Origin of the sequence: Ktedonospora formicarum (genome assembly GCF_016587355.1) — a bacterium.
Lineage (GTDB): Bacteria > Chloroflexota > Ktedonobacteria > Ktedonobacterales > Ktedonobacteraceae > Ktedonobacter > Ktedonobacter formicarum.
Genome location: NZ_BNJF01000009.1, coordinates 91,880 through 114,086, shown reverse-complemented (window position 1 = coordinate 114,086; position 22,207 = coordinate 91,880). Strand labels below are relative to the sequence as shown.

Genomic DNA, 22,207 nt, shown 5'->3' with positions numbered 1-22,207 from the left:
GCATTCCTGGGCGAGATCTGGATCAAGCCGTTGGGGCGGTGCTCCTGGAGCGCATGACCCCCGAAGCCCTCGCCTTGACCTTGGCAGTACAGGAGGAAGTCATCCAGCGAGCAGATGAGGCTCGTCGCTTGCGTCATCTCCAGGTGGAGCGTGCGCAATACGAAGCGGAGTTAGCGCAACGGCGTTATCTCAAAGTCGATCCGAACAATCGTCTGGTAGCAAGCGTTTTGGAAGCGGAATGGAACGCGAAACTGGTCGCCTTGGAGGAAGCACGAGCAGTTGAAGAGCGCTACAACCAGGGCGATCAGCAGCAAGTGAGCGTGGAAGAGCGGACGGATATTGAGCAGGTACCCGAACGGTTTCGCCGGTTCTGGAACGGCCCCAAGACCACCGCACGAGAGCGCAAGCGTGCAGTTCGGCTGGTCATTGAAGACGTAACGGTCCACAAAACGGATCAGATTGTGGCACATATTCGCTTCAAGGGAGGGGCTACACAGACGATCATGGTAGAACTCCCTCTGCCGTTGTCCCAATCGCGTTTGACCCCTCCAGAGACATTGGCAGCCATGGACCGCCTTCTTGAGGAATATACGGATGCAGAGGTGGCTGAGCAGTTGAACCAGCAAGGTTTCCGCACCTTTGAGGGGTTGCCTTTTCTCAGCACGCATGTCTATCAACTGCGTCGACATCACGGGCTTGCAGATCGATGTACCCGCCTGCGAGCTCAAGGGCTGCTGACCGCTGACGAATTGGCGCACTCCTACGGTGTTACAGCCCAAACCATTTGGCGTTGGTATCGTCAAGAACGTATTATTGGGATCTGTTACAATGATCGTGGATCCTGCCTCTTTCTTCCACAGGAGAGGCAACCGCTTCTGGCTGAAACGATATGATATTGATCCAAGTGACGAGGTGCATTATGCAACGTGATCGTTGTTCTGGGGAGGGTTAATCCTGCGAGGACGGCTGCTTTGTCTCGCTCAACACTCTTGACAAACCCTTGCAGTTCACGGATCTGACTCGCTCTCGTGCTCTCAAGCCAAGCATCAAGCTGTTCTCCGGTCCGCATGTGCAGCATCTGGGCAAACTGCCGAACAAGGTTGTAGGCCAGTTCGATTTCTGGATCGAGCTGTTTGAGGGTGATGAGTGTTTGTTGTTCATCAGTCGAAAGGGCTTCAAGCTGACGAAGGAAAAGGAAAGCTGCAGACCTGGAGGAGAGAGGAGCCGCAGAGAGGTTGCATGTGAGTGCAGCGTTCTTTGTCCCTCCTGGAAGCAGGCGAAACACCTGGTCATAGACTGACTGATATGACCCCTTGTAGCCACGCTCCAGCAATTCCCGATACATCTGCATGATGTTATGGCAACCCGCTCCCCAGCGTTCGCGGAGAAAGGGGAGGTGGGCATCAACGCCAGTCTTGCGCAAAGGCGGTTGTCGTTCAGGATACGTGTCACACCTCAACCAACGCGAGACCGTGGAGTGAGCGATCCCTACCCGATTGGCAATGGCCGTCTGCGAGAAGCCTTGTTTGCGTAAGGCCACGACTTGCTCGTATTGAGCAATGCGCTCTTCTCGCTTTGCCTGGCTCAGTTCGGCAGCCCTTGGATGAGATCGATGATATCTCGGCGGCAGTTTCGCTGGCACATCAGAGAGAGGAGTAGCCGAGGACATTTCTGCCTGGTCTCTTCGATGAGCAGCCAGATGACGGGCCAGCAGCCCCTCTACTGCCTCGCCAAGATTTTTCAGGACGTGAAACCTGTCTGCACACTGGACTGCCTGAGGAGCGGCAGTTTTGGTTGCTGATGCATAGTCCCCCCCGATCTCGACTCACCAGCTCAATTTCTGGGTGAGTTGCTATCCAGGCAGCTGTAGTTTCTGCAGACCTATCAGGCAAAATATCGATGACCTTGTGGCTTTGCATATCAACAAGGATCGTGCCCCATTTTCGCCCTCGTTTCCAGGCGAAGTCATCTATCCCAAGCTCTACTACCCGTTGGACTGGCTCTCTTGGCAATGCCATGATCCGACGAAGCACCATCATCCAAGAGGTATTGATCCCTAATCGCTCTGCTAAACGCGCTCCCAGCATGCCGCCAGTTGCCAGGCCGAGAGCCTGAACGACTTGAAACAGGCGAGCAGTAACTCGCGCCAGAGGTTCAACAAAAGGAGTCAAACGCTCAGCAAAGATTTTCCGCACGCATGTACTGGCATCACAAAAGCATTTGCGGACCAGAACGCGCAAACAGACACGCTTTCCACCAGACGGGAGATCCGTGATCTGGCGGACGTACTGGCTATGGAATCGTTGCGCCGGAGTGCCACAGAGGGGGCAGCTAGGAGCGTTCCGCATGGAATGAGCGGTAATAGTGAAAACTTCATCGATCATCGTGATCTCGGTGACCTCCAGTTCTTCTGGCAAGGCAAGCGGAGCAGGAACTTCCATCTTCTTCATCTGATCCTTCTACAAAAGCATATTATTCATGTAGAACGATCTGTCAATATGACAGTAGCAAGCGAGCTTCACCGAGAGTGTGTATGAACCATCGAGCATCTGCCGCAGCGTCGCTCGGTGCCATTGATCGCGGTGGATAGCACGAGCATCGCCCGCTCCAGAGCGCGAAGGAGCGAGGATCGAAGTGTGCAATACATGCACAACTTGCCAGAAAGTGCGAAGCCAGTGACGGATGGCTGGATGGCTGGGGGGGCGCCACATCTTTTGACTCTGTTGGTGAATGGTTTAAAGAGCAAGGGCAGCAAAACGGGAGATACGATGTTGGGAAGGAGTCTCACCCATTTGCCATTGGAAGAGGCGAACCACATTCATAGCCGTAGCAATCAGAACATGCTGGAGATGGGTTTTCTCTTGGCCAAGATAACGGGAAACACGAAGACCAAATGCCCGAATGCCTTGAGAAATCGTGCCTTCAATCCCGGATCGTTTGGAATAGCGTTCTTTGAACGCTTTCGTCGTTTGACGTCTTCGAGCTGCCTGAATAGCCTCATGATGTTCCTGCTGACGAAAGACGATTTGCCGTGGATTGACTGCTGCACGGGTACATTGTGAAACGGCCGGGCAGGCCAAACAATCTTTTTTGCCGAATTGGGCGCGAATGACATCCGAGACGGTTTTGTCCTGCTTCACAGTCCATTTCTTGCTTGTTTTCCCTTGAGGACACGTCATGATCTTCTTTTTCCAATCAATCAGAAATTGCGTGTTCTCCAATCCTTCTGGAGATGTAGACTGCCAGCTTCCATTCACGGCAACTGGTCCAATTACCTCCACTCCATAGGTTCTCTGGCATGTCACGAGATGCTCTCCATCTACATACCCTGTGTCCATCAGATGTTCTGAGGGAAGAAGCTGTTGCGCGCTCCAATTTCTGATGAATGACGCTTGTCATTTCCATATCTTGTGTCGTTGCTGACGTCGTTTCCACATGGAGAATCAAGTGTGGAGAGACATCGTCACAGGTCTCAGTCAGATGGGCTTTGTATCCAGTCCATACTGTCGAGCGTTTGACGTTCAAGTGCGCTTGCACGTCATATGGGGAAGCGATCAGAAGGGATGAAGAGGGAATAGTGTCATTTGAGCGCCACTGTATCCTACCCTCCTCCATCCAAAATAGTTGCATCCAGACCTGCCGCAGGATTTCCACCGCCGGAATATCTCGCAACCAAGAGGGAGCATCCGCCTCTCGTATCCAGGTTTATACCTCCCATCCATCTTGCCCAATTTGTTCCACCAAAACTTGCAGTTTTGTGGGATGTGTCAGAACTGAGAACAAAATCCCGAGCAGCGTTCCCACGAAGGCGCGATAGACTGAGAAGCGCACACCTGTTTTGAGGAGGAATGCCCCTTGAATTGTCCGCATTGCCTGTCAGGAACGACAAAAGAACAGCGCAAGAAAACCATACTCGGGTACCGAACCTTTCGCTGCTCAGCCTGTCATCACAGCGACAACGAACGAACAGGAACCCCTTTCAACTTCCTGGAATGACCTCCTGATATCGTCCTGCTCGTCGTTCTTTGGCGGCTCCGCTACAAACTGAGTCTGCGTGATCTGGCTGAGAAGTTTCTGGAGCGCGGTTGGGTGTTCACGCATGAGGCAGTTCGGGAGTGGGAAGCGCGTTGTGCTCCGTTGTTGGCAGATCAACTCCGTGTGAGGAGACGAGGACAAACGCGAACCTCCTGGTAGGTTGACGAAACGTACCAGGAGGTTCGCGGGAAATGGTGGTATTTGTATCGGGCTATCGACCGGGATGGGAATCTCGTGGATTCCATGTTGAGCCAGAAACGGGATATGGAGGCCGCCAAACGGTTTTTCAAGCAGGCGGTCGAGACGGTTGGTCATGCGCCAGAACGCGTGACGACCGACGGGCATGACTCCCACCCTCGTGCGATTCGCGAGGTCCTTGGCGGCGAAGTCCTCCATCGCTGCAATCAGTATCTGAACAACCGACTGGAACATGACCATCGTAGCATCAAACAGCGGTATTCTCCCAGGCGTGGGGTTGGATGCTTCACCTCGGCAGCCCGGTTTTGTCGGGCCTTTGATGAGCTACGTCAATGCTTCCGTGTCCCCATGACGATGAAACAGTCTGTGCCTCTCTCTCAGCAACGCACGATGTTTTGCCAACGTCTCGATACCTTAAAGGCTCTGATGCCAACTGCTGAAACAGAGAGAAATGGAGAGGAGGTGTATCGAACACACGTTGTTCGCTCTTTCCTTCTCAATTCTGACACATCCCTTTGATGTTCGTCGCCGATTCTTGACACTGCTGGGGCAGCAAACATGAGCGGCACTGACCGATCCGCGCGGCATACAAAACTCTCAGTGATCCATTGCGTTCTGGTCGGCGCTCTTGTGCATACAAGGGCCGCCCAGCCGGACAGAGGAGGGTCCCATCTGGCTGGAGCGCGAAATCGGCTCCAGCAAATCCTTTCGTGTACGATTGGCGCGCCCACTGTGGTGGTCCATACATGACGGGGGCTGGTTCTGGTGTCTGAGGGACAGGATCAGGTGCTGCTTCCGCAGACTCATCCGTCCTCGCGGAAGCGAATTCTGTTGTGCGCATGAGCGTGGGATGCAGTGCATGCCCCAATTCAATGCGAAGGTTCCAGATCCATTGTGCCAGAATGAGCCAGAACTCCTGGCCCCAGGCGGTGTGCGAGCACCAGCGGTCAGGGGCCTGTTCCCTGTCTTCGTCACCGAGCACACACTCGAACGCTCCCCGGTGAAGATACAGATTCACCACATCGGCAGGAGTGAACGCTTCTGGTGGCAAGGCGGTGTAGAACAGCTCGTAGACCACCTCGCCATGTGTGGTACCGATTGCAGCTTTCGTTTCGGTCGCTGGATGTGTGGCAACGATGACTTGTGCGTGAAGTCCTATCGGGGAAAGGTGCAGATTTGGGCAATCAAAGAGTGTGCGGCAGGTTCCGGTCTCGGGATGCGTCATTTGCTGGTCAGGGGGCTGAACCAAGCGAGCCTGCACCTCTTGCCCATCAAGGAGACCGTAGTCCTTGCCCCGCATGACGTAGGCGAGACCAGCCAGATCTGTGATAATGGCCCCGTTGCCATATTGACCATCCAATCGGACCACAGCTCGACAAAGCGGGAGGGACAGGGCTTGCATATACGCGCTGATCGTCTTTACTGCCTGTCGCAGCTCTCCTCAATAATCGCCATTCCCAGCGCCCGATACCCCCGAAAATGTGCCGACCCATTGGTGTGTATGTGCTTGGAGGATGGTCGTCCAAGTCCGAACGGCTTCCCCGCGTTTGTATCCTGTATAGCTAGGGGCGCAGACCTCACTTAACCGGCGTTGTGCTGACGGACGATCAAGCGTACAGGGCAAGGCTCGCTCCACCAGCACATCAGGGTCTTTGAGCAACACTTGCTGCTTTCATCGTTCCTGCGTCACTCCCTGAGCGCTCGCAGCACCACCGCGCACCTGGTCAGCAGCAGCCTTTCCTCTCCGAATGCCGCCAGGGCACCACCCACGCGAGCACCTCTCTCTGCCTCTAGAGGAACGCGCTCTAGACGCGACGATTTGCGGTACACATCGATCACTTTATACCTGGCAACATGCCACATCCAGCGTTGTTCCTGTTTGATTTTTCAATTATAATAGAGACATAAGCATGATTTCTTAACTAAAGCGAAGTTTTGAAGAGATTATCTTCTTATACTCATCATATCGAGATATCTCTGATAGGAAAGGAAGATTCCTACAGAAAGGTCTTTTCATGCATACCGAGGGATCATTGCTTCTTCGCTTCTTGCGTGGAGCAGCAACATCTTCCGCTCATCGTCAGCAAGGGCAGCATACGGACCTCTTCTCTGGCCTGCCAACGATTCTCGGCAGACGTGAGCTTGTTGCCCTCGGCATCAGCATTGTCTTATTCTTCGATGCAGTAGAGGATATGCGACCTTTTGGACCAGTGAGCTTGCTCTTTTGGGTTCTTGGTATTGTGACCTTTCTCTTGCCTATGGCCCTTGTCACCCAGTGGTTCATGCAGCATTTTCAATCCTATCAGCAAATAGAACGTTTTCTTGGACCTATGGCGGGATTTCTTCTACTCTTTGGCACCTGGTGTCCAGGTATCCTTGCTCTCGGTGGTGTGTTGAGTGGGATTCTCGTCCTCCTTGACCACACCTTGCCCCCCTGGTTCCATACGCCTCTCGGACAGACTATCTTTCTGCTTGGGGTTCTCTGGATCATGGGGGGAATAGCCTGCTTCCCACTTCGTCTCTTGATGTCCCTCCTCCCCTGGTGTTGTCTCATTATCTGTGCAGCGTATCTCTTTCTGGGGGGAACGGCTCTGTGGTGGCTCCTCACTGATCATCTCCCTGATCGTCTCTTACAGAGAGAACACTGGCAGCTTGGCCCATCAGCCATTTCCATGTTGAATATCACGCTCTTCGCGCTGCTTGGCATTTACTTTCCGTTCTTCATGCAGGGGAGCATACGAGGAGGGCGTGCTGGTATCAAGCGCGCATCGAGGTATGTGTGGTGGTGCGCCGGGATTGTAAGCCTCTGCTATCTGTCCGCGACCTTCGGCTTGCTCGTCCTTCCGCCTTCTATGACAGAAGGGACACTTCTCTCAACAGCCGATACTATAGCAGCCGTATTGGGTCCACAGTTCGGACTACTCTTTCGCGGGCTACAAGCCTTCATGTACCTCGTTTTTGCCATGAGTCTGATGGTGCTCTTTTCTCGTACCTTGGTCGTTCTGGCACAACATCATTACCTCCCACCCTCACTGGCGCGTCTCACTGCATATGGCGTGCCAGTACGTAGTATTCTCGTACAGGTGGCGGGAGCGACGCTCATTCTTCTATTTTCCTTCTTTGTGCTTCCCGTACTGTTTGAAGAAGCGGTCCAGCCAGCAGCGGCGGTGCAACGAATTTCGCATGTGCTCCTGGCAAGTACGAGTGTGCTCTGGTTAGGTTCGACCAGTATCGTGCTTTCCATGCCCTTGCTGGCCCTTTTCTCTCGCCATCGACGAGGTCGCAGATTGCGCAGCAAAGATATTCCCCTCTCCCTGTGTGCTTTCGTGGGGATCCTGGTCAGTTTGATTGGCATCTTTGGGACACTCTTCAATTCGTGGGTGCCCGGACTCATTTCTGATCGACGCTGGTCGGCATTAATCCTCCTTGTGGTGATAGCAACCATCGCTATTGGCTGGATTGCTGGCGAATCCCCGCGTTTGCGCACGTTTATGAAGGACTTGCAAGCACTTATGGAGCAGGAGCGCGGGTTCAGACAGCAACTAGAGGAAAGTTACAGACACCAGGAACAATTGCTCAGCGAAGTAGAACGTCTCTACCACGAACAGGAGCAGGCAGCACTCACCGACCCGGTGACGGGCTTGCCCAACCACCGCGCCCTCATGGGCAAGCTGAATGAAGTATGCGTGAGAGAGCATCCCGAGCCACGCTCCTGTGCCCTCCTCTTTGTGGATCTCGATCACTTCAAAAAGATCAATGATCGCTGGGGACATCGCGTTGGGGATGAGGTATTACGCCAGGTGGGGCAGCGCCTACGCGGGGCCATTCGTACTCAAGACTTCGTGGGACGTTATGGGGGCGAAGAGTTTGTCCTGCTCATCCTCGATGTGCAGCAGCAGGAAGCCCTGGCCCTGGCGGAGTCTCTGCGCATGCTCTTTGTGAAGCACCCTTGCGTATGGCACATGGAGAATGATATCACCAGTATTTCAGTGACGGTAAGTGTTGGGGTCGCCTACACGTCGCAACAGCGCAAGACACGCGATCAGTTGATAGAGGTCGCCGATCACGCAATGTATCAGGCCAAACACAGTGGACGAAACCGTGTCTCTATGACAACGCTTCAATAGGCATATGCTGCTGAAGTGCATATCTACATATTCTGCCCCTTCACAGGTATTTCATGAGTCGCTCTTCATTTTCGGCTCATCGCACGAGAGGCGCAACGATTCGGCAGCAAATGAGCAAAGAAGTAACGGAAGGGATGAGTAAAAACAGACTGAGACGTTTGACCCTTATGACGGTAGTGTTGCAAAAAATTTTGAGCGGAGAAAATGGACCCAGTAATTAACAGCATAAGCATCATTGTTATAGAGAAAGGGCGCATGTTTTGCATTTTTTTGCGAGTAGGGTGTATTTGTGGGTATTTTAATTTGCAGAACTTTCATTTTTTGCAACACTACCGTTTTTAGTGGTAGTGAGTGCGACGAGTTGACAGATTTTTTGGTGAAGAGTGGTTCTGTCTCACATTTAGTGATTGATGGGCTTATTAGATCTTCCTGGCCTTTTCTTCGAGCATAAAAGAAGAGCGGTAGCACTGCGCTAACTGGTGAAAAGGTCAGGAAAGCTTGAAAAAAGCAGCGTCCAAAGAGATGCTGCGCTTATGCAAAAAAGTACAGAGCCAATGGACGCATCCTCTCAATTTTGCCCGAACGAGATGTGTTGCGCAAGAGGCAAAAAAGGGGCAGGAAACATCAGTATTCATGGACGCAAGCGACCACGATATCGATGTCAGATGTGTCGAAAGACCTTTAGTGCCCGCAAAGGGACGATGCTGGAAGGCCTACGCAGGCCAGCGAGCCTGGTGATCATTGTGATGACGTTAGTGGCCTATGGTTGTCCGGTCCAGGCCATTGTGCAGGCGTTTGGGTTAGACGAACGCACCGTCGCCAGTTGGCGTGATCGAGCAGGCGAGCACTGCAAGCAGGTCCATGAGGCGATCGTGCAGCAAGGACAGCTTGATCTAGTGCATGTGCAGGCCGATGAGATCCGGGTGAAAGGGCGTCAAATGGTTGCCTGGATGGGGTTAGCGATGATGGTCTCAACGCGTCTGTGGCTGGCTGGGGTAGTGAGCCGAAGGCGCGATAACCAGCTCGCTGATTGCCTTCTGCGGCAGGTGCGAGCGTGCAGCCAATCGTTGCGGACGCTACTGGTCTGCACGGATGGATGGGCATCGTATCCGGGCAGCATTCGTCGAGCTTTCCGTGAAAAGGTGAAAAAGACCGCAGGCAAAGGAAGAGCATGCTTGATGCCGTGGCCTGACATCGTGATTGCAACGGTCATCAAGCGCACGGAGAAAAAGCGTGTAGTGGAAATCACGCGGAGAATGACACAAGGTCTGCTGTCTTCAGCCGAAAAGCTGTTACAGCAGTCACGAGGCGGAACGGTGCTCAACACCGCTTTTATCGAGCGCTTCAATGGGACCATGCGCGAACGGCTCGCGAGCCTCACGCGTAAATGTCGCCATGCGGCCCATCGTGTACACGCGCTGGAAACGGGCATGTATCTGCTCGGCTGCACCTACAATTTGTGCTTTGCACACCACGAATTGAGTTCGGCCAAGCATTTCGGGTTTCCTTGTACGCCAGCGATGGCGTCAGGCCTCACCAATCATATCTGGGGCATTGGCGAGGTGTTGACCTTCAAGATTGCTCCAGCACCTTGGGTTGAGCCGAAACGGCGGGGACGTCCTCGCTCACGCCCGTTGCCTGATCCAACGGTGCCCAAGCGACCGCGAGGGCGTCCCCGCAAGCTCGCTTGAGCACGTTCACCGGTTAGTGGGGCTGTACCCATGAAGCCGCCACCCTATGAAATAGGAGTAGCGGCTTTCATTTTTTCCGTCTGTTGGCACGTCATTTTGCTTTTGGTGGTATCTGGATTCTGCTTCGTTATGGACACTGCCCATTCGACCAGGCGCTGCCCGCATCGTCCTTTTCGAGACCAGACGCGCGTCAGGGTCGGATGAAAAGCCACCTGCATCTCATCTTGCAGAGAGAGATCAGCGCGTGGGAGCGGAGCGAGCAAATCGGCCGTGTTGGCGGGAAGCTGACCCCAGAGGTCAGCCTCGACCAGATCATGAACGGGTAGAGGTTCGGGTACGGTCGTACCGGCTAATTCTACAGTTGTAGATAACCAATGTACGCGTATCGACGCCTGTAATGACAAAACTGTGCGATGGCTTGGTGCGTGCGTCGCCAGCATGACCAAGCAAGGTGGTAGGCAAAAGAGAGAGAGAGAGAGCTGGGCTATCAGACGAAAAAACAGCCGCCGAATTTCAGCAATACTGAGAGGAACCATCACTAAGAGATCAGAAGATAGGTAGGCTTGGGCGAGATCAGGGGCTTCAGGCTCGGGTGCTAACTCAGGCTTTTTTTAAGCACAGCCTCTTCTCCATTAGCTCGCAGAGCCGTTAAAAAGGCCATAGCGAACATTGAGAACGTGACGTGACGGAACCAGCCATGCCAGGAACGAACTTCATATTCATCCAGACCCACTTCTCCTTTAGCTTCCTCAAAACCATGCCGAAAGCCTCCACTATCTCTTGAAGTGTTGTCCCAGCAGGAGCAAAGACCAGCACGTAAGCCATCTCCGCATGTTTGATTCCTTCATCCAGGGTTCGTTCCAACATACACAGTGCTAACTCTGGTTTCGTAGCGAAGGTTACCTCTTCTGGCACGTGAGCTTCTCGACAACGCTCCTGGTCATCAGTCCAACTCTTGGGCAGACACAATTCGCGATCCAGCAACGTGTGTCCACGCGAACTTGCGTAGGAAAGAAACACACCCACCTGACAGTTTTCGATGCGTCCAGCCGTACCGCTGTACTGCCGCTGCACACCTACTGATTTGCATCCCTTTTTGAGAAAGCCTGTCTCATACGGCATTGGGTTCTGCAAGCGTTTCCCATACGTACATACGCAACGCATCTCGTAGTCCAGCGCAATCCCACTTGGCCCGATCTAAGAGATGTTGTATACCATACGTAGTACTTTCCCCTACTTCCTCAGCGATCTGCCATCCGTTTTTTTGTTCAACAGGACTAAGCAGTCCGTAGAGATACTTCTTCGCTCGAAGCCAGGATTCTTGGCGCACGAAGGGGTGGCAGATACGTTGACAGATCTGATCAAAGGTTCTCTCCCAGAGCGTCTCAACGCAATGAGCCGAGTCTTTTACATTTGAGGAGAAAAAAGGTGTTTGCAATCTTTTCCCTTTCAGAGAAAAAGAAGGTCACAGAAAAGCCTCATGAACTTTCTTCTGTGACCTTTTCCTGTATGAGAACGTCTCCAGCACTGCCGTCCCTGAAACGTGGGTGTCCTTTTACAGAACACATGATCAGAGGCCCAATGGTTTGGCCTTGCTCTCAAGAGCTGTACGTAACTGCTTTGCCGTAAAATAGATGGCGGCCTTGCCCTGTGCCAATGATCCAGCCATGAGCATAAAGGGATGAATCATGCCATCAAAGCGTTTCAAGATGATTGGCACTCCTGCCTCTTGTAAACGGCTCGCATACTGTTCGCCTTCGTCGCGCAAGGGATCGTATTCAGCAGTGATGATCAGTGCAGGAGGCAGCCCTGCCAGGCTTTTCGCCCTCAGCGGTGCAGCATAAGGCGTCAGCGCTTTCGATGTGTCGGGAATATAGTGTTGCCAGAACCAGATCACGGCTTCTCTGGTCAGGAAATACCCTTCGGCATTTTCCCAGAGGGATGGAGTTCCTGGCTCATAGTAGTCGGTCATGGGTTGCAAAAGCACTTGATAGCGGAGCTGTGGGCCACCGCGCTCTTTTGCCAGGAGCGTGACCACCGTACTCAGATTCCCCCCAGCGCTATCACCCCCGATAGCCAGACGCGTCGCGTCGCCATTGATACTGGCCGCGTTTTCGGCGAGCCACATGGCTGCGGTGTAGCAGTCGTCCAGACCAGCAGGGAAGGGATGCTCGGGAGCCAAACGGTAGCCGACCGAGACGACGAGAGAACCAGACTGCGCCGCGAGGTGACGGCAAAGGCGATCATAGCCCTCGATGCTCCCTGTGGTCCAGCCACCGCCGTGAATGAACAGCAACATGGGTAAGGATTTCTGTCTCGATGGTGTGTAGACACGTATAGGGAGCGCGCCAGCCGGCCCAGGGATGGTCAGATCCTTGATATCCGCGAGTGGGACGACTTCGCCACCCATCGTTCCTACCGTATCGACAAGCTGGCGGATGGTCTCCAGTGGAAGAGTGTGTGCTGGCGGTGCTTCGGGATCGTTCATGGTCTGGAGCAGCGTACTCACCTGTGGGTCAAGAGGCATGTCCTTTCTCCTTTTCTGCTACAAATACTTCAAGAACCAGTCGCGTGCGGCCCAGGCGGCGAACGTGTGAACCTCCGGCTCGTCATACGCAGCATAGTGGTTGCCATGGTAGGTCAGCAGTTGCTTTGGCTCTCCGGCACGCTCAAAGTAGGCCTGATTGACCGACAGCGGGATCAACTCATCCTGGTCTGCAAAGATCATCAAAAGGAGGGTGGGCGCAATCAGATCGATAAAGGCCCCACCATCGAAGTTTGCCAGATGATCGAGCGAGAGCATGGTGAATTCATTGTGGAAGGTAGGAATTTCTCGCTCCAGACGCTCGTGCCATTGCAATCCCCCCGGGCCTAACGCCGACTGTTCCCCCGCCGGGGCAGTGATTTTGATGCGCCGGGGGATTTCTCCCTGGCTCAGACGCCTCCGCTCTTCCGTCCAGAGGTCACGAAGCCTTGTCGCATCAGCTGGGAACGCAGAGGTAAGATAGCGCCAGAAGGAGATACCCGGTATCTGGGCCACGACCGCCTTGACTCGCTGATCAAGCGCTGCGACATGCAAAACGACGCCACCGCCAGCGGAGGTTCCCCAGATACCAATGCGATTGGCATCGACCTCCGGTTGCTGTTCCAACCAGCTCATAGCGTTGCGCATATCCTCAGCCTGCGCGCGCGGATTCACTGTCTGGCGTGGTTCCCCACCACTCTCTCCCAAGAAACGATAATCGATCGCAAGGGCAATCAGCCCGGCTTCGACAAAATGCCGTGCAAAACTGGGCAGGTGCATCTCTTTGACACTGGCCGTGCCGTGACCGAGCACGACCGCCGGGGCAGTATGGGCAGGGGAAAGCGTCTCTGGAAGGTAGAGCGTGCCAGCGCACTCCACATCTTCACTCCAAAATCGAATAGATCTCTGTTGCATGATCGCATACCTTTTCCTTTGAACACAACGCTTGCACACGCTGTCAACTGCTGACGCGTTGCGTTGTGGTAGAATCATGCCAGAGGTTTGTTTCTGGAACCAGGACCCAGGTTATCGGGGGGATAAAAACTACCAGGATAGGAAGGGGTATCTCTTTATGAATGATCAAGAGCGACGCCGTGTCCTCGCTCAATTCTTACGCACACGGCGTGAGCGGGTAACACCGGAGCAGGTAGGACTTCCCAGCACGGGGCGTCGCCGCGTCAAGGGACTGCGGCGCGAGGAACTCGCCACACTTGCGGGCATCGGCGTCGATTGGTATACCCAACTGGAAAAGGGGAACGACATTACGGTCTCGACGCAGGTGGTAGAGAGCCTGGCACAGGCCCTCGGCCTGAGCGCTGAGGAGCGCAACCATCTCTATGTCCTGGCACGCGGCCAGTTTCCCGCCGACCCCTATCCCCTGACAGATATCATCAGGCCTGCGCTGCAAACTATGGAGATTGGCAGGAAACATCACGACAAGCAAGAGCGAGAGACAGGTACCAGCTACCATGCGCGTCGGGGGAGGAGCAGACCAAGCGCGCCAAGGATCTCCAAGACGCCTGTCAGAGGCACCAACAAGCGGGGAGCAGGCAACCCAGCAGGAACCATCTTCACCAGATCCTCCTTCATGGGTGCAAAGTGAGACCCCCCAGTGATAACGAACACCAAGGCCAGAGCGCTTGCTGCTGCCATGTTACAAAGAAAGCAATACCCTGCATCCCAAGCCCTCTAAAGATGAGGAGAGACACGATCAGTATCGAAGGAATAAGCATGCTCCTTACATCCCTTTATAAACATACATTAATCTAAATCCAAATAATGCTCAGAAATGTGCAAACAAAGAGGAAGTATTCGCCCATCTCCCGAAAAGAGCTCTCAGCAAGCGCTCGGTGAGTGTGTGCTTACCACTTCCGAACAACATTCAGTTACCAAACAATGTTCGGTACAACAACTACTATACACCATCCCAGCAAGCTACGCAAGAGGCGAGATTTCGCAGACCGTGCTCACCCCTACAGTCTTTGCTATTCTCTTTTACAAAAGCGCTTCTGTTCTCTCGCCAAGTTGGCAATACCACCACGATTTCCTGGCTCCCATTGAGAACGTTTGACGAGGTCAGATGTGGCAATCAAGCAATAATCAGTGGAACTGCCAACAGAGCTATCGCGATACCCCAATCCCTGGATGCGAGTCACACGCTCTCGTAGGATGAGCGCAGCCAGGATCACTGTTGCGGCAGGGTAGAGGGTTGTGTTGCAAGTAATCGCAAAGGAAGAAACGGGATGTGATTGTTCTTCACCTCCCTTTCCATACCATGAAGAAATGCATCACCAGAGGATGAAAGCGCTGCGCAACGCGAAACTCTTCGTGGCTGAGGCATCGAACAAGGAAGCTATCAGCCAAGCAGCACTATCAAACACACCTGTTTTCGAGCGCGTTCGCCTTTAGCTAATTATTACTCCCTTAAGGATCATCTGTGCAAGTTGCTCAAGAAAGAGCTCATCTAATGGGGCGTCTAAGACTAACATGCGCACATAGAGCGCTCCCGTCACCGCCGTCATCACCACATCTGGATTGATTCCTGGCGCGATTTCCCCCCTCTCGACCGCTCGCTGGATCATTACTCCTGCGTGACTGAAACGGGCCGTCCAGTAAATCTGACGCACTTTTGAATCCTCATGTTTCATGGTCGCAAACATCGATCTCGTGAGCAATCGCCCCTCAGAAGATTCGAGGAACACCGCGCTATCTCGCAAAAACATCTGCAAGTCTGCACGAAAACTCCCCGTATCAGGCAGAGGAATGGTCTCTTCCATATGCGCCATCACGGTCTCAACCAGGAGTTCCTCACGGCTTTTCCAGTGGCGATAGATCGTTGATTCGGGCACGCCAACTCTGGCTGCCACCTCCGCTACATGAAGCTCTTCCGCTGATCCCTGCTCGCGTAGCATGTTCATCGTGGTCTCAAGCACTGCGGCTCGAATACGAGCACTGCGGCCTCCTAGCCGGCGCCTGGGTGTAGCTAATGTGCTCAGGGCCTCAGCCTGCGCTTGCTCACCATTTCCCATGGCAAAACATTCCTCTCTATTTATTAATGCAAGTTACTTGCATTAATAAATAAGGCATGATAGAATAGCGTCGACTCAAAATTTGCAAGTGACTTGCATTAAGAGGTGATATTCCAGTGTATCATATACACTTCAGAAAGGAAAGAGACGATGAACGATGAGATGAGCACGACACATGAGATACAGGTACCTGTCCTGATTGTCGGCGGAGCGCTGGTGGGACTTTCCATGTCCCTTTTCCTCGCCTGGCAGGGGGTGCCATCCCTCCTGGTTGAGAAACACTCCGCGCCAGCTCGCCTGCCTCGCGCACGTGGGCATAATGCTCGCACGATGGAGTTGTTTCGAATGCTTGGATTAGAGGAGACACTCCGCGCGGCCCAATCGCCTATGGCAGAGAATCGAGGCATCATGCGCGTGGAGTCGCTGGCTGGGTGCGAACTCGCTCGTTTAGATGAGGGAGGTCAGGGAGATTTTTCAGCGTTCACTCCCACCACTGGCTGCATCATTAGCCAGGAGCAACTTGAACCTCTCCTGGTTGAACATGCCAGGAGGCTTGGAGGTGATATTCGTTTCAACACGGAGATGATTTCCTTTAAGCAAGATGAGGCCGGCGTGTGCGCGGTAATTCGTGAGCGTTCTACTGGGCGGACAAGGCGTGTGCGGGCACATTACCTGATCGCCGCAGATGGTAGCCACAGTAGCATTCGTGAGGTGCTTGGGATTCAGACCCAGAGATCAGGAGGTGTTTCTCATTCGCTCGACATGGTCTTTGAGGCAGATTTGCACGAAGCACTCCGTGGGCGGCATATCTTTATGTATTATGTAAGCAATCCCCGTTTACCCGATGGGTTGGGGGGATTGATGCCTTTGGATAATCAACGGCGGTGGTCTTTCGGCACGCCAATTCATCCTGAACGCGGAGAGCAACGAGAGAATCTGACCGATGAGCGCTGCATCGAACTCATTCGCATTGCCACAGGTGTTCCAGACCTGGAAGTCGAACTTCTCCCAGTGTATCCATGGGACTCGACCAAAGTGGGCATCTGGGAACTCCAGGCTCGCCATGCAGAGCGGTATCGGCAAGAGCGGGTCTTTCTGGTTGGGGATGCCGCCCATGCCATCCTGCCTGCTGGCGGATTTGGCGCGACCACTGGTATTCAAGATGCCTTCAATCTGTCCTGGAAGCTAGCCCTGGTTCTTTCAAGGAAAGCGGATTCTCGCCTGCTCGATTCCTATGAGGAGGAACGGCTTCCTATCGGCAAATTAACGGTCGAACAAACGCTCCTTCGCACCTCCTATCGCACTGGTATCGGAGAGCGCACGTTTCTAGACGATGCCGAAATGATCTTCGGATATCGCTACCAGAGCCTGGCAGTTCTCAGCGAATCAACGACTCCCCGCGCTTCGCTGACGCAGCATCCAAAGGTACTGTGTGGTGAACCAGGAACGCGTGCCCCTCATCTGATGCTGCAACGCAAAGGGGAATATATCTCAACTATTGATCTGTGTGGGGGCAAGTGGTCTCTATTGGTTGGTGCCCAAGAGGCTGGTTGGAACGAGGCGGCGCACCATGTGGCGCAGGAAATGGGTTTCGTGATAGCTGTTCACTCGATTGGAGCGCAGGCTGAATGGAGAGATATCGAGGGTCGTTTCGAGGAATGCTATGGGATAGGTGCAACGGGTGCGGCACTCATACGGCCAGATGGTTTTGTGGCCTGGCGTTCATCTGGTCGTGTAAACCATCCTCCAAGACAGCTCAAACAAGCAGCTGCCAGTCTTCTCGGCAGATAGCCCGCCCATGTTTTATCAACCTCTCTGAGGGGAATCAGGAGAGCAGATTGAGGCTTGCCTAATTCCCCTTTCTCCTCTTGAAGTACATCACAAACAAATGAGACGTGAGCCTTGTGAAAAAATATCGAGAGGTACTGACCACAGAACAGCGCGAGGAATTGTCCCTCATGATCTCGACCGGAAAAGCGTCGGCACGCGAGCTGACGCATGCCCGAATTCTGTTGAAAGCCGACCAGGGGCAAGTAGGGCCAGCCTGGAGTGACAAACAGATCCAGGAAGCTCTGGACATCAGTGCAGTAACTGTAGCACGGGTGCGCAAACGCTGCGCTCAGGTTGGTGTGCAGGAGGCGATCGTGCCAGCATCTGTCCAACGAGTGCGCCAGCATCGCCTGGATGGAACCCAGGAAGCGTACTTGATCGCCCTGGCTTGCAGTCAGCCACCAGACGGTTATACGCGCTGGACGTTGCGCTTGCTCGCTCAGCAGTTGGTCGAATTGGGCTATGTCGAAACCGTCAGTCACGAGACGGTGCGACAGGTCTTGTTGGTCAATGACCTCAAACCCTGGATCAAAAAGCAATGGTGCATTCCTACCCGAGCGGATGCCGAGTTTGTCTATCACATGGAAGATGTCCTAGAAGTCTATACCCGTCCTTACAGCCCGAGACGACCGCAAGTCTGCATGGATGAAGTCAACACCCAACTGCTCTCTGAGACGCGCGAGCCGTTTCCCATGGAACCGGGCAAGCCGAAGCGGGAAGATTATGAGTACGAACGGCAGGGAATATGTAACGTGTTTTTGGCCTGTGAGTCGTTGTCCGGAAAACGTTTCACCATGGTGGCCACGCGCCGGACCAAACAGGAATGGGCCGAATTCGTCCGCAGACTACCTGACAAATGCTATCCTGATGCCGAAAAGATTATCCTGGTGATGGATAACTTAAATACCCACACCCTGGCTGCGCTCTATGAGGTCTTCCCGATCGTCAAGGCACGCCACTTGTGCCAACGCTTTGAGGTCCATTACACCCCCAAGCACGCAAGTTGGCTCAACATGGCTGAGATAGAACTCTCGGCGCTGGATCGGCAGTGCTTGTCGCAACGCTTTGCCTCTCCGGAGGTAGCTGAGCGGCATATCGCTGCCTGGACCACCCGGCGCAATCAGCAACAAACCACTATCCAGTGGCGCTTTACTGCCGAGGATGCATCCATCAGACTCAAACACCTATACCCATCAATCAAAGATTGACAGAGTACTAGTTTTTTTGAAGAGAAACACGTAATCCTCCATACTTTCTATGCGCAATCCTTTTGATACGTTGAATCCTCTGGGAAATCTGATCCGTATACAAGGTCCGCTTTGTGATGGCATAATCAATGGTGCATCTTATCGACAGCGTGAGCAAACGAGGGAGCTCACCCAACACGCTCACCTTATCGACACCGTTTGGTCCTTTTTGAGGGGCAACGGTGCCGATAAAGTTCAGTATCATCACCATTGCCCGATACCGGCAGGGAGCAGTGGGAATGGTGAGATTTGCTCATCCTGCCCGAACTCCTGAAAAGAGATGATTGCGAAACTTTCGACCTCTCTGAGAGCCCTTCGTCCCAGTTCTTCTTCCGGGTTGCAATCCTTATCAACCGCAAATTACAGACTCAACATAAACTCAATAGGAATAAGTGTAAGCGCCGGGAAAATCCGCTGGAACTTCTTTTTTCTTCCCACTCCATTCTTCAATAGCAATGCGATAGACGCTGGTACGGGTCAATTCTTCTGGGGTAACCGCACGATAATCCTGACCCAGTTGCAAGTGTGGTGCGTATTTCTGGAGGAGTAAGTGCAAGGCATCAGTGGCTTGTTTCTCGTTACTGATACGCGTAGCAGTACCAAAGATGACAAGACTGGCATACTCAACGCTAAAATTCAGGGCGGCAGCTGCGGGGAGAAGTCGACCCATTTCATACACAGTGAAACAAACACGTTCATCGATCTCAATGTTTGCACGTGTACGACCCAATCGGGCCGTGTGCATGTAGATGGCTTGTTCCGCACCATCATAAACGAAAATATTGCTGTTTAAGAAAGGTTGTCCGTCATGGACAGTCGAAAGGATTCCAATGGGGCACGCTGTAAGAGCGCCTTCATCCAGGCCTCATCGTTGACTGCGCGGTCGCTGCGGCGGATCTGGGTGCGTGGCAAGGAAGTGTAGTCTCTCGGCATGGATAGCTCTCCCTTTATTACATAATAGGTTGAAAAGATGGCTTTCTCCAAAGGTTCATGTTGCCTTTTACCAAAGAGGCATTGTCAGTAGTTCCGATTGTACCGACTAATTGGTCTTGATACAATAGCCAATATCTGGTATGGTATACATACCAATCATTCGTTGGAGGGAAGCAAATCCATGAGTAAGCAACCGACTGCTGCATGGCCATATCTTTTGCAGCTTGACCATACAGGGAAGGAGCCGCTCTACTTGCAACTCTATCACGCCCTCAGGCAGGCTATTCTGAGCAGGCAATTGAGCGCAGGCACACAATTGCCACCCACACGTGTATTGGCAACTGAACTCGCTGTGTCGCGCACGACGGTCATCACGGCCTTTGAACAGCTTGTTACCGAAGGGTATCTTGAAGCGCATGTTGGAGCAGGAACGTTTGTGGCATCTACATTGCCAGAAGAGATGCTGCAGGTGCATGCCCAACAAGCTCCTCCTCAGGAGGGGAAGAAGCCTCCTCGATTGTCGCAACGCGTCCAACAGGTGATGCATTCCCCATTGCGTCCCCCTGTCCAAGCACTATCAGCCAAAGCTTTTCAGCCGGGATTGCCCGCTCTGGATGCATTTCCGTTCGACGTATGGTCCAGAATAGCGGCACGACGTTATCACCATCCACCGCCTGAATTGCTAACCTATGGCGATCCAACAGGCTACCGTCCCTTACGCGATGCACTTGCTCAGTATTTGACAGCTTCGCGAGCAGTGCGCTGTCAGCCTGAGCAGGTGCTGATTGTCTCGGGCGCTCAACAAGCCATCGATCTCATAGCTCGGGTCCTCCTCAACGAGGGGGATATGGTCTGGGTAGAAGATCCCGGCTATCCCAGAGCGCACACGATTCTGTTAGGGGCTGGTATCAGGGTCGTCTCGATTCCCCTCGATCAAGAAGGGCTCAATGTCGAGGCTGGCAAACGGCTGAGTGAAAGGGCACACCTGGCCTATGTTACTCCATCGCATCAGTACCCCCTGGGAGTCACCATGAGTCTGGCACGACGACTCGCGCTACTCGATTGGGCGCAGCGTGTAGGAGCATGGATACTGGAGGATGATTATGACAGCGAGTTTCGTTATTGTGGGCACCCACTTGCTTCTTTACAAGGTCTGGATACGCATGGACGAGTCATTTACATGGGGTCGTTTAGCAAGGTGCTCTTTCCGGCGCTGCGATTGGGCTACCTGGTATTGCCACTCGAGTTAGTGGAGCCCTTTATTGCGATGCGAGCGTTATATGGGCACACCTCCCCTCTGTTAGAACAGGCCATTGTGGCTGATTTTATCATGGAAGGCCATTTTCTCCGGCATATCCGGCGGATGCGTACATTGTACGCCCATCGCCAACAGATACTGATTGAGGCAATACGGCAAGAACTGCATGGAGTGATTGAATTGGAGAAACATGAAGCAGGAATGCACTTGATCGGCTGGCTTCTGCAAGGCCTGGACGACCGCCTGGTTTCACAACTGGCAGCACGGCAAGGCATAGACGTTCGTGCGCTCTCTGCATGTAGCAAGCAAGAGTTCAAGAGTTCCGGGCTACTCTTGGGATATGCAGGAGTCAATGAACAGGAAATACGCGAGGGTATCAAGCATTTGGCGAAAGTAGTAGAGGCAATAGTGTAGTCTTATGTGACAACTCCCTACGACGAAAGCCGAAAGCTTCTCAGGAAACGCGGCACCTCCTGGTGTACGCTGGCTCCTGAAGGTGGTGTCCTTCCTACAAAATGTTGTGAAGTAGGCGGTTGACGCGTTGCCTTGCAGCAAGCTTTCATCCCCCTCCCCGAATGAAGTAGAGTACCGACGAGGTACCATGGTTCTCTCATGGCCCTTTTCGCTACCCTCTTCCCAAATGCAGTAGGGCACCAGCGAGGTACTTGAAAGCCCTTATCTATTGCCTCCTTCCCAAAGGGTACGGGCGCATTTCTACGCATACCGCTTCCCAGAGAAGACCGATCATAGGGTCGGGAAGAAGCGAGGACGTATGCATTACTTGGCCTTGCAACCCTCGCAGTTCTGACCTGCCACTCCTGCTGCTCTTTGCCCTGCGACCGGCTCTTCCGGTTTTCCCTGATGAGGTGTTACGCTCGCGACTCCTATGGCAGCCCTGTCGCCCCATCTGACTCGCGTCAGGAAGGCGATCCTGTGGTACGTCGCTGTGGTGCGTTCTCGCTTCCCGTAGCGCCCTGACTCATCCTTTGAAAGACCTCGTTGGTCTTCGTTCACGTTTGAGGAGTGTATCAGCCCACAGTTCATGCCGATACAAAACGTGTCATCGGTTTCAAGCAATGCTATTATATCCCATGCATGGCTTTGGGAACTTTGCGTCAGCAACTCGCTTCTATTGTGCGTCTGATAAAATACGCCAATATTTTCGCTTTTGGTATGCAAGCCGCTCACGGAAGGGTTGCCACTGGCGCATCAGCGGCAACCCTTCCGTGAGCGGCTTGCAGTTTTATATGAACTGATGATTGCAACTTCGTCGTTCTGCAAATGATATCGAAAAGACTGTAAATGCGCTTGTGGGTGCCTGTCTTCTCAGTTCTG

Annotated in this window: 19 protein-coding genes and 5 pseudogenes; 8 read left to right on the top strand and 16 right to left on the bottom strand. The window is 53.3% G+C overall.

The genetic code is table 11. The features are described from left to right. Positions 1 to 53: 53 nt before the first annotated feature. Positions 54 to 893 (top strand): hypothetical protein, encoded by an 840-nt coding sequence (locus K3T82_RS43500; RefSeq protein ID WP_220198378.1) that lies wholly within the window; start codon positions 54 to 56, stop codon positions 891 to 893. Here the strand turns inward: K3T82_RS43500 and K3T82_RS43495 are convergent. The 5 genes and pseudogenes from K3T82_RS43495 to K3T82_RS43480 form a co-directional block, all read right to left on the bottom strand. After that, positions 824 to 1,669: a transposase gene (locus K3T82_RS43495; protein WP_220199701.1), complete on the bottom strand. Its 846-nt coding sequence runs from the start codon at positions 1,667 to 1,669 to the stop codon at positions 824 to 826. The two genes, K3T82_RS43500 and K3T82_RS43495, sit on opposite strands and share 70 nt — an antisense overlap. A 66-nt stretch (positions 1,670 to 1,735) precedes the next feature. Continuing rightward, a pseudogene (locus K3T82_RS49545) lies at positions 1,736 to 1,819 on the bottom strand (transposase); the annotation flags it as partial. A 52-nt stretch (positions 1,820 to 1,871) separates the two neighbouring features. Further along, a pseudogene (locus K3T82_RS43490) lies at positions 1,872 to 2,348 on the bottom strand (transposase family protein); the annotation flags it as partial. Between the two features lie 111 nt (positions 2,349 to 2,459). Continuing rightward, positions 2,460 to 2,711 carry a hypothetical protein gene (locus K3T82_RS43485; protein ID WP_220199699.1) on the bottom strand — a complete coding sequence of 84 codons (252 nt, stop codon included), beginning with the start codon at positions 2,709 to 2,711 and terminating at the stop codon, positions 2,460 to 2,462. 24 nt (positions 2,712 to 2,735) lie between these two features. Beyond that, positions 2,736 to 3,338, bottom strand: a complete 603-nt coding sequence (locus K3T82_RS43480) for a transposase (RefSeq protein ID WP_268886741.1) — start codon at positions 3,336 to 3,338, stop codon at positions 2,736 to 2,738. Positions 3,339 to 3,855: 517 nt separating this feature from the next. On the opposite strand from K3T82_RS43480, the pseudogene K3T82_RS43475 reads away from it, so the two are divergent. Further along, positions 3,856 to 4,752: pseudogene (locus K3T82_RS43475) on the top strand (IS6 family transposase). Here K3T82_RS43475 and K3T82_RS43470 read toward each other — a convergent pair. From K3T82_RS43470 to K3T82_RS43460, 3 genes are read right to left on the bottom strand one after another with little or no spacing between them, the layout of a single operon-like run. Beyond that, positions 4,730 to 5,635, bottom strand: a complete 906-nt coding sequence (locus K3T82_RS43470; RefSeq protein ID WP_220199697.1) for a hypothetical protein — start codon at positions 5,633 to 5,635, stop codon at positions 4,730 to 4,732. The pseudogene K3T82_RS43475 and the gene K3T82_RS43470 overlap by 23 nt on opposite strands. Positions 5,636 to 5,674: 39 nt before the next feature. After that, on the bottom strand, positions 5,675 to 5,893 hold the full coding sequence (locus K3T82_RS43465) for a hypothetical protein (RefSeq protein ID WP_220199696.1): 219 nt from the start codon (positions 5,891 to 5,893) through the stop codon (positions 5,675 to 5,677). Between the two features lie 26 nt (positions 5,894 to 5,919). Next, positions 5,920 to 6,096 carry a hypothetical protein gene (locus K3T82_RS43460; RefSeq protein ID WP_220199695.1) on the bottom strand — a complete coding sequence of 59 codons (177 nt, stop codon included), beginning with the start codon at positions 6,094 to 6,096 and terminating at the stop codon, positions 5,920 to 5,922. Positions 6,097 to 6,248: 152 nt separating this feature from the next. Here K3T82_RS43460 and K3T82_RS43455 point away from each other — a divergent pair, with 152 nt between their 5' ends. Next, complete coding sequence (locus K3T82_RS43455; RefSeq protein WP_220199694.1) at positions 6,249 to 8,360, top strand: diguanylate cyclase; 2,112 nt, start codon at positions 6,249 to 6,251, stop codon at positions 8,358 to 8,360. Positions 8,361 to 8,893: 533 nt separating this feature from the next. Further along, positions 8,894 to 10,051, top strand: coding sequence for a hypothetical protein (locus tag K3T82_RS43450; protein ID WP_220196968.1), 1,158 nt, complete (start codon positions 8,894 to 8,896; stop codon positions 10,049 to 10,051). A 44-nt stretch (positions 10,052 to 10,095) separates the two neighbouring features. On the opposite strand, the gene K3T82_RS43445 is transcribed toward K3T82_RS43450, so the two are convergent. The 4 genes and pseudogenes from K3T82_RS43445 to K3T82_RS43430 all read right to left on the bottom strand — a co-directional run bounded on the left by K3T82_RS43445 (position 10,096) and on the right by K3T82_RS43430 (position 13,490). Beyond that, complete coding sequence (locus K3T82_RS43445) at positions 10,096 to 10,455, bottom strand: hypothetical protein (protein WP_220199693.1); 360 nt, start codon at positions 10,453 to 10,455, stop codon at positions 10,096 to 10,098. A 191-nt stretch (positions 10,456 to 10,646) separates the two neighbouring features. Then, a pseudogene (locus K3T82_RS43440) lies at positions 10,647 to 11,408 on the bottom strand (IS701 family transposase). 213 nt (positions 11,409 to 11,621) lie between these two features. Then, entirely contained in the window at positions 11,622 to 12,578 is a 957-nt protein-coding gene (locus tag K3T82_RS43435) for an alpha/beta hydrolase (protein ID WP_220199692.1), read from the bottom strand. Positions 12,579 to 12,596: 18 nt separating this feature from the next. Further along, a complete protein-coding gene (locus K3T82_RS43430) occupies positions 12,597 to 13,490 on the bottom strand; it encodes an alpha/beta hydrolase (protein ID WP_220199691.1) in 894 nt (297 codons plus the stop codon). 76 nt (positions 13,491 to 13,566) lie between these two features. Between K3T82_RS43430 and K3T82_RS50695 the strand changes: the two are divergent. Next, positions 13,567 to 13,899: pseudogene (locus tag K3T82_RS50695) on the top strand (helix-turn-helix domain-containing protein); the annotation flags it as partial. Positions 13,900 to 14,039: 140 nt separating this feature from the next. Here K3T82_RS50695 and K3T82_RS50690 read toward each other — a convergent pair. Further along, a complete protein-coding gene (locus K3T82_RS50690; protein WP_420799418.1) occupies positions 14,040 to 14,165 on the bottom strand; it encodes a DoxX family protein in 126 nt (41 codons plus the stop codon). Between the two features lie 815 nt (positions 14,166 to 14,980). Next, positions 14,981 to 15,604 (bottom strand): TetR/AcrR family transcriptional regulator, encoded by a 624-nt coding sequence (locus K3T82_RS43415; RefSeq protein ID WP_220199689.1) that lies wholly within the window; start codon positions 15,602 to 15,604, stop codon positions 14,981 to 14,983. 150 nt (positions 15,605 to 15,754) lie between these two features. Between K3T82_RS43415 and K3T82_RS43410 the strand changes: the two genes are divergently transcribed. Together K3T82_RS43410 and K3T82_RS43405 are read left to right on the top strand one after the other, a co-directional pair. Further along, on the top strand, positions 15,755 to 17,395 hold the full coding sequence (locus tag K3T82_RS43410) for an FAD-dependent monooxygenase (protein ID WP_220199688.1): 1,641 nt from the start codon (positions 15,755 to 15,757) through the stop codon (positions 17,393 to 17,395). 113 nt (positions 17,396 to 17,508) lie between these two features. Continuing rightward, positions 17,509 to 18,642, top strand: a complete 1,134-nt coding sequence (locus tag K3T82_RS43405) for an IS630 family transposase (RefSeq protein WP_220199687.1) — start codon at positions 17,509 to 17,511, stop codon at positions 18,640 to 18,642. A gap of 418 nt (positions 18,643 to 19,060) precedes the next feature. On the opposite strand, the gene K3T82_RS43400 is transcribed toward K3T82_RS43405, so the two are convergent. Continuing rightward, positions 19,061 to 19,507 carry a pyridoxamine 5'-phosphate oxidase family protein gene (locus K3T82_RS43400; RefSeq protein ID WP_236031921.1) on the bottom strand — a complete coding sequence of 149 codons (447 nt, stop codon included), beginning with the start codon at positions 19,505 to 19,507 and terminating at the stop codon, positions 19,061 to 19,063. After that, the gene (locus tag K3T82_RS48735; protein WP_236031915.1) at positions 19,471 to 19,614 is read right to left on the bottom strand and encodes a hypothetical protein; all 144 of its coding nucleotides are present in this window, start codon (positions 19,612 to 19,614) and stop codon (positions 19,471 to 19,473) included. The genes K3T82_RS43400 and K3T82_RS48735 overlap by 37 nt, the downstream gene beginning before the upstream one ends. 181 nt (positions 19,615 to 19,795) lie before the next feature. On the opposite strand from K3T82_RS48735, the gene pdxR reads away from it, so the two are divergent. After that, positions 19,796 to 21,286: a MocR-like pyridoxine biosynthesis transcription factor PdxR gene (gene pdxR, locus K3T82_RS43395; protein ID WP_220199686.1), complete on the top strand. Its 1,491-nt coding sequence runs from the start codon at positions 19,796 to 19,798 to the stop codon at positions 21,284 to 21,286. Positions 21,287 to 22,207 lie beyond the last annotated feature (921 nt).

What these genes read in the sequence shown, in the direction of transcription:
- K3T82_RS43500 (WP_220198378.1), top strand. Translation starts at nt 54, where the DNA reads ATGACCCCCGAAGCCCTCGCCTTGACCTTGGCAGTACAGGAGGAAGTC.
- pdxR (WP_220199686.1), top strand. Translation starts at nt 19,796, where the DNA reads ATGAGTAAGCAACCGACTGCTGCATGGCCATATCTTTTGCAGCTTGAC.
- K3T82_RS43460 (WP_220199695.1), bottom strand. Translation starts at nt 6,096, where the DNA reads ATGTGGCATGTTGCCAGGTATAAAGTGATCGATGTGTACCGCAAATCG.
- K3T82_RS43435 (WP_220199692.1), bottom strand. Translation starts at nt 12,578, where the DNA reads ATGCCTCTTGACCCACAGGTGAGTACGCTGCTCCAGACCATGAACGAT.
- K3T82_RS43415 (WP_220199689.1), bottom strand. Translation starts at nt 15,604, where the DNA reads ATGGGAAATGGTGAGCAAGCGCAGGCTGAGGCCCTGAGCACATTAGCT.
- K3T82_RS43470 (WP_220199697.1), bottom strand. Translation starts at nt 5,635, where the DNA reads ATGCAAGCCCTGTCCCTCCCGCTTTGTCGAGCTGTGGTCCGATTGGAT.
- K3T82_RS43480 (WP_268886741.1), bottom strand. Translation starts at nt 3,338, where the DNA reads ATGGACACAGGGTATGTAGATGGAGAGCATCTCGTGACATGCCAGAGA.
- K3T82_RS50690 (WP_420799418.1), bottom strand. Translation starts at nt 14,165, where the DNA reads ATGAAGGAGGATCTGGTGAAGATGGTTCCTGCTGGGTTGCCTGCTCCC.
- K3T82_RS43410 (WP_220199688.1), top strand. Translation starts at nt 15,755, where the DNA reads ATGAACGATGAGATGAGCACGACACATGAGATACAGGTACCTGTCCTG.
- K3T82_RS43485 (WP_220199699.1), bottom strand. Translation starts at nt 2,711, where the DNA reads ATGTGGCGCCCCCCCAGCCATCCAGCCATCCGTCACTGGCTTCGCACT.
- K3T82_RS43430 (WP_220199691.1), bottom strand. Translation starts at nt 13,490, where the DNA reads ATGCAACAGAGATCTATTCGATTTTGGAGTGAAGATGTGGAGTGCGCT.
- K3T82_RS43495 (WP_220199701.1), bottom strand. Translation starts at nt 1,669, where the DNA reads ATGTCCTCGGCTACTCCTCTCTCTGATGTGCCAGCGAAACTGCCGCCG.
- K3T82_RS43455 (WP_220199694.1), top strand. Translation starts at nt 6,249, where the DNA reads ATGCATACCGAGGGATCATTGCTTCTTCGCTTCTTGCGTGGAGCAGCA.
- K3T82_RS43450 (WP_220196968.1), top strand. Translation starts at nt 8,894, where the DNA reads ATGCAAAAAAGTACAGAGCCAATGGACGCATCCTCTCAATTTTGCCCG.
- K3T82_RS48735 (WP_236031915.1), bottom strand. Translation starts at nt 19,614, where the DNA reads ATGCCGAGAGACTACACTTCCTTGCCACGCACCCAGATCCGCCGCAGC.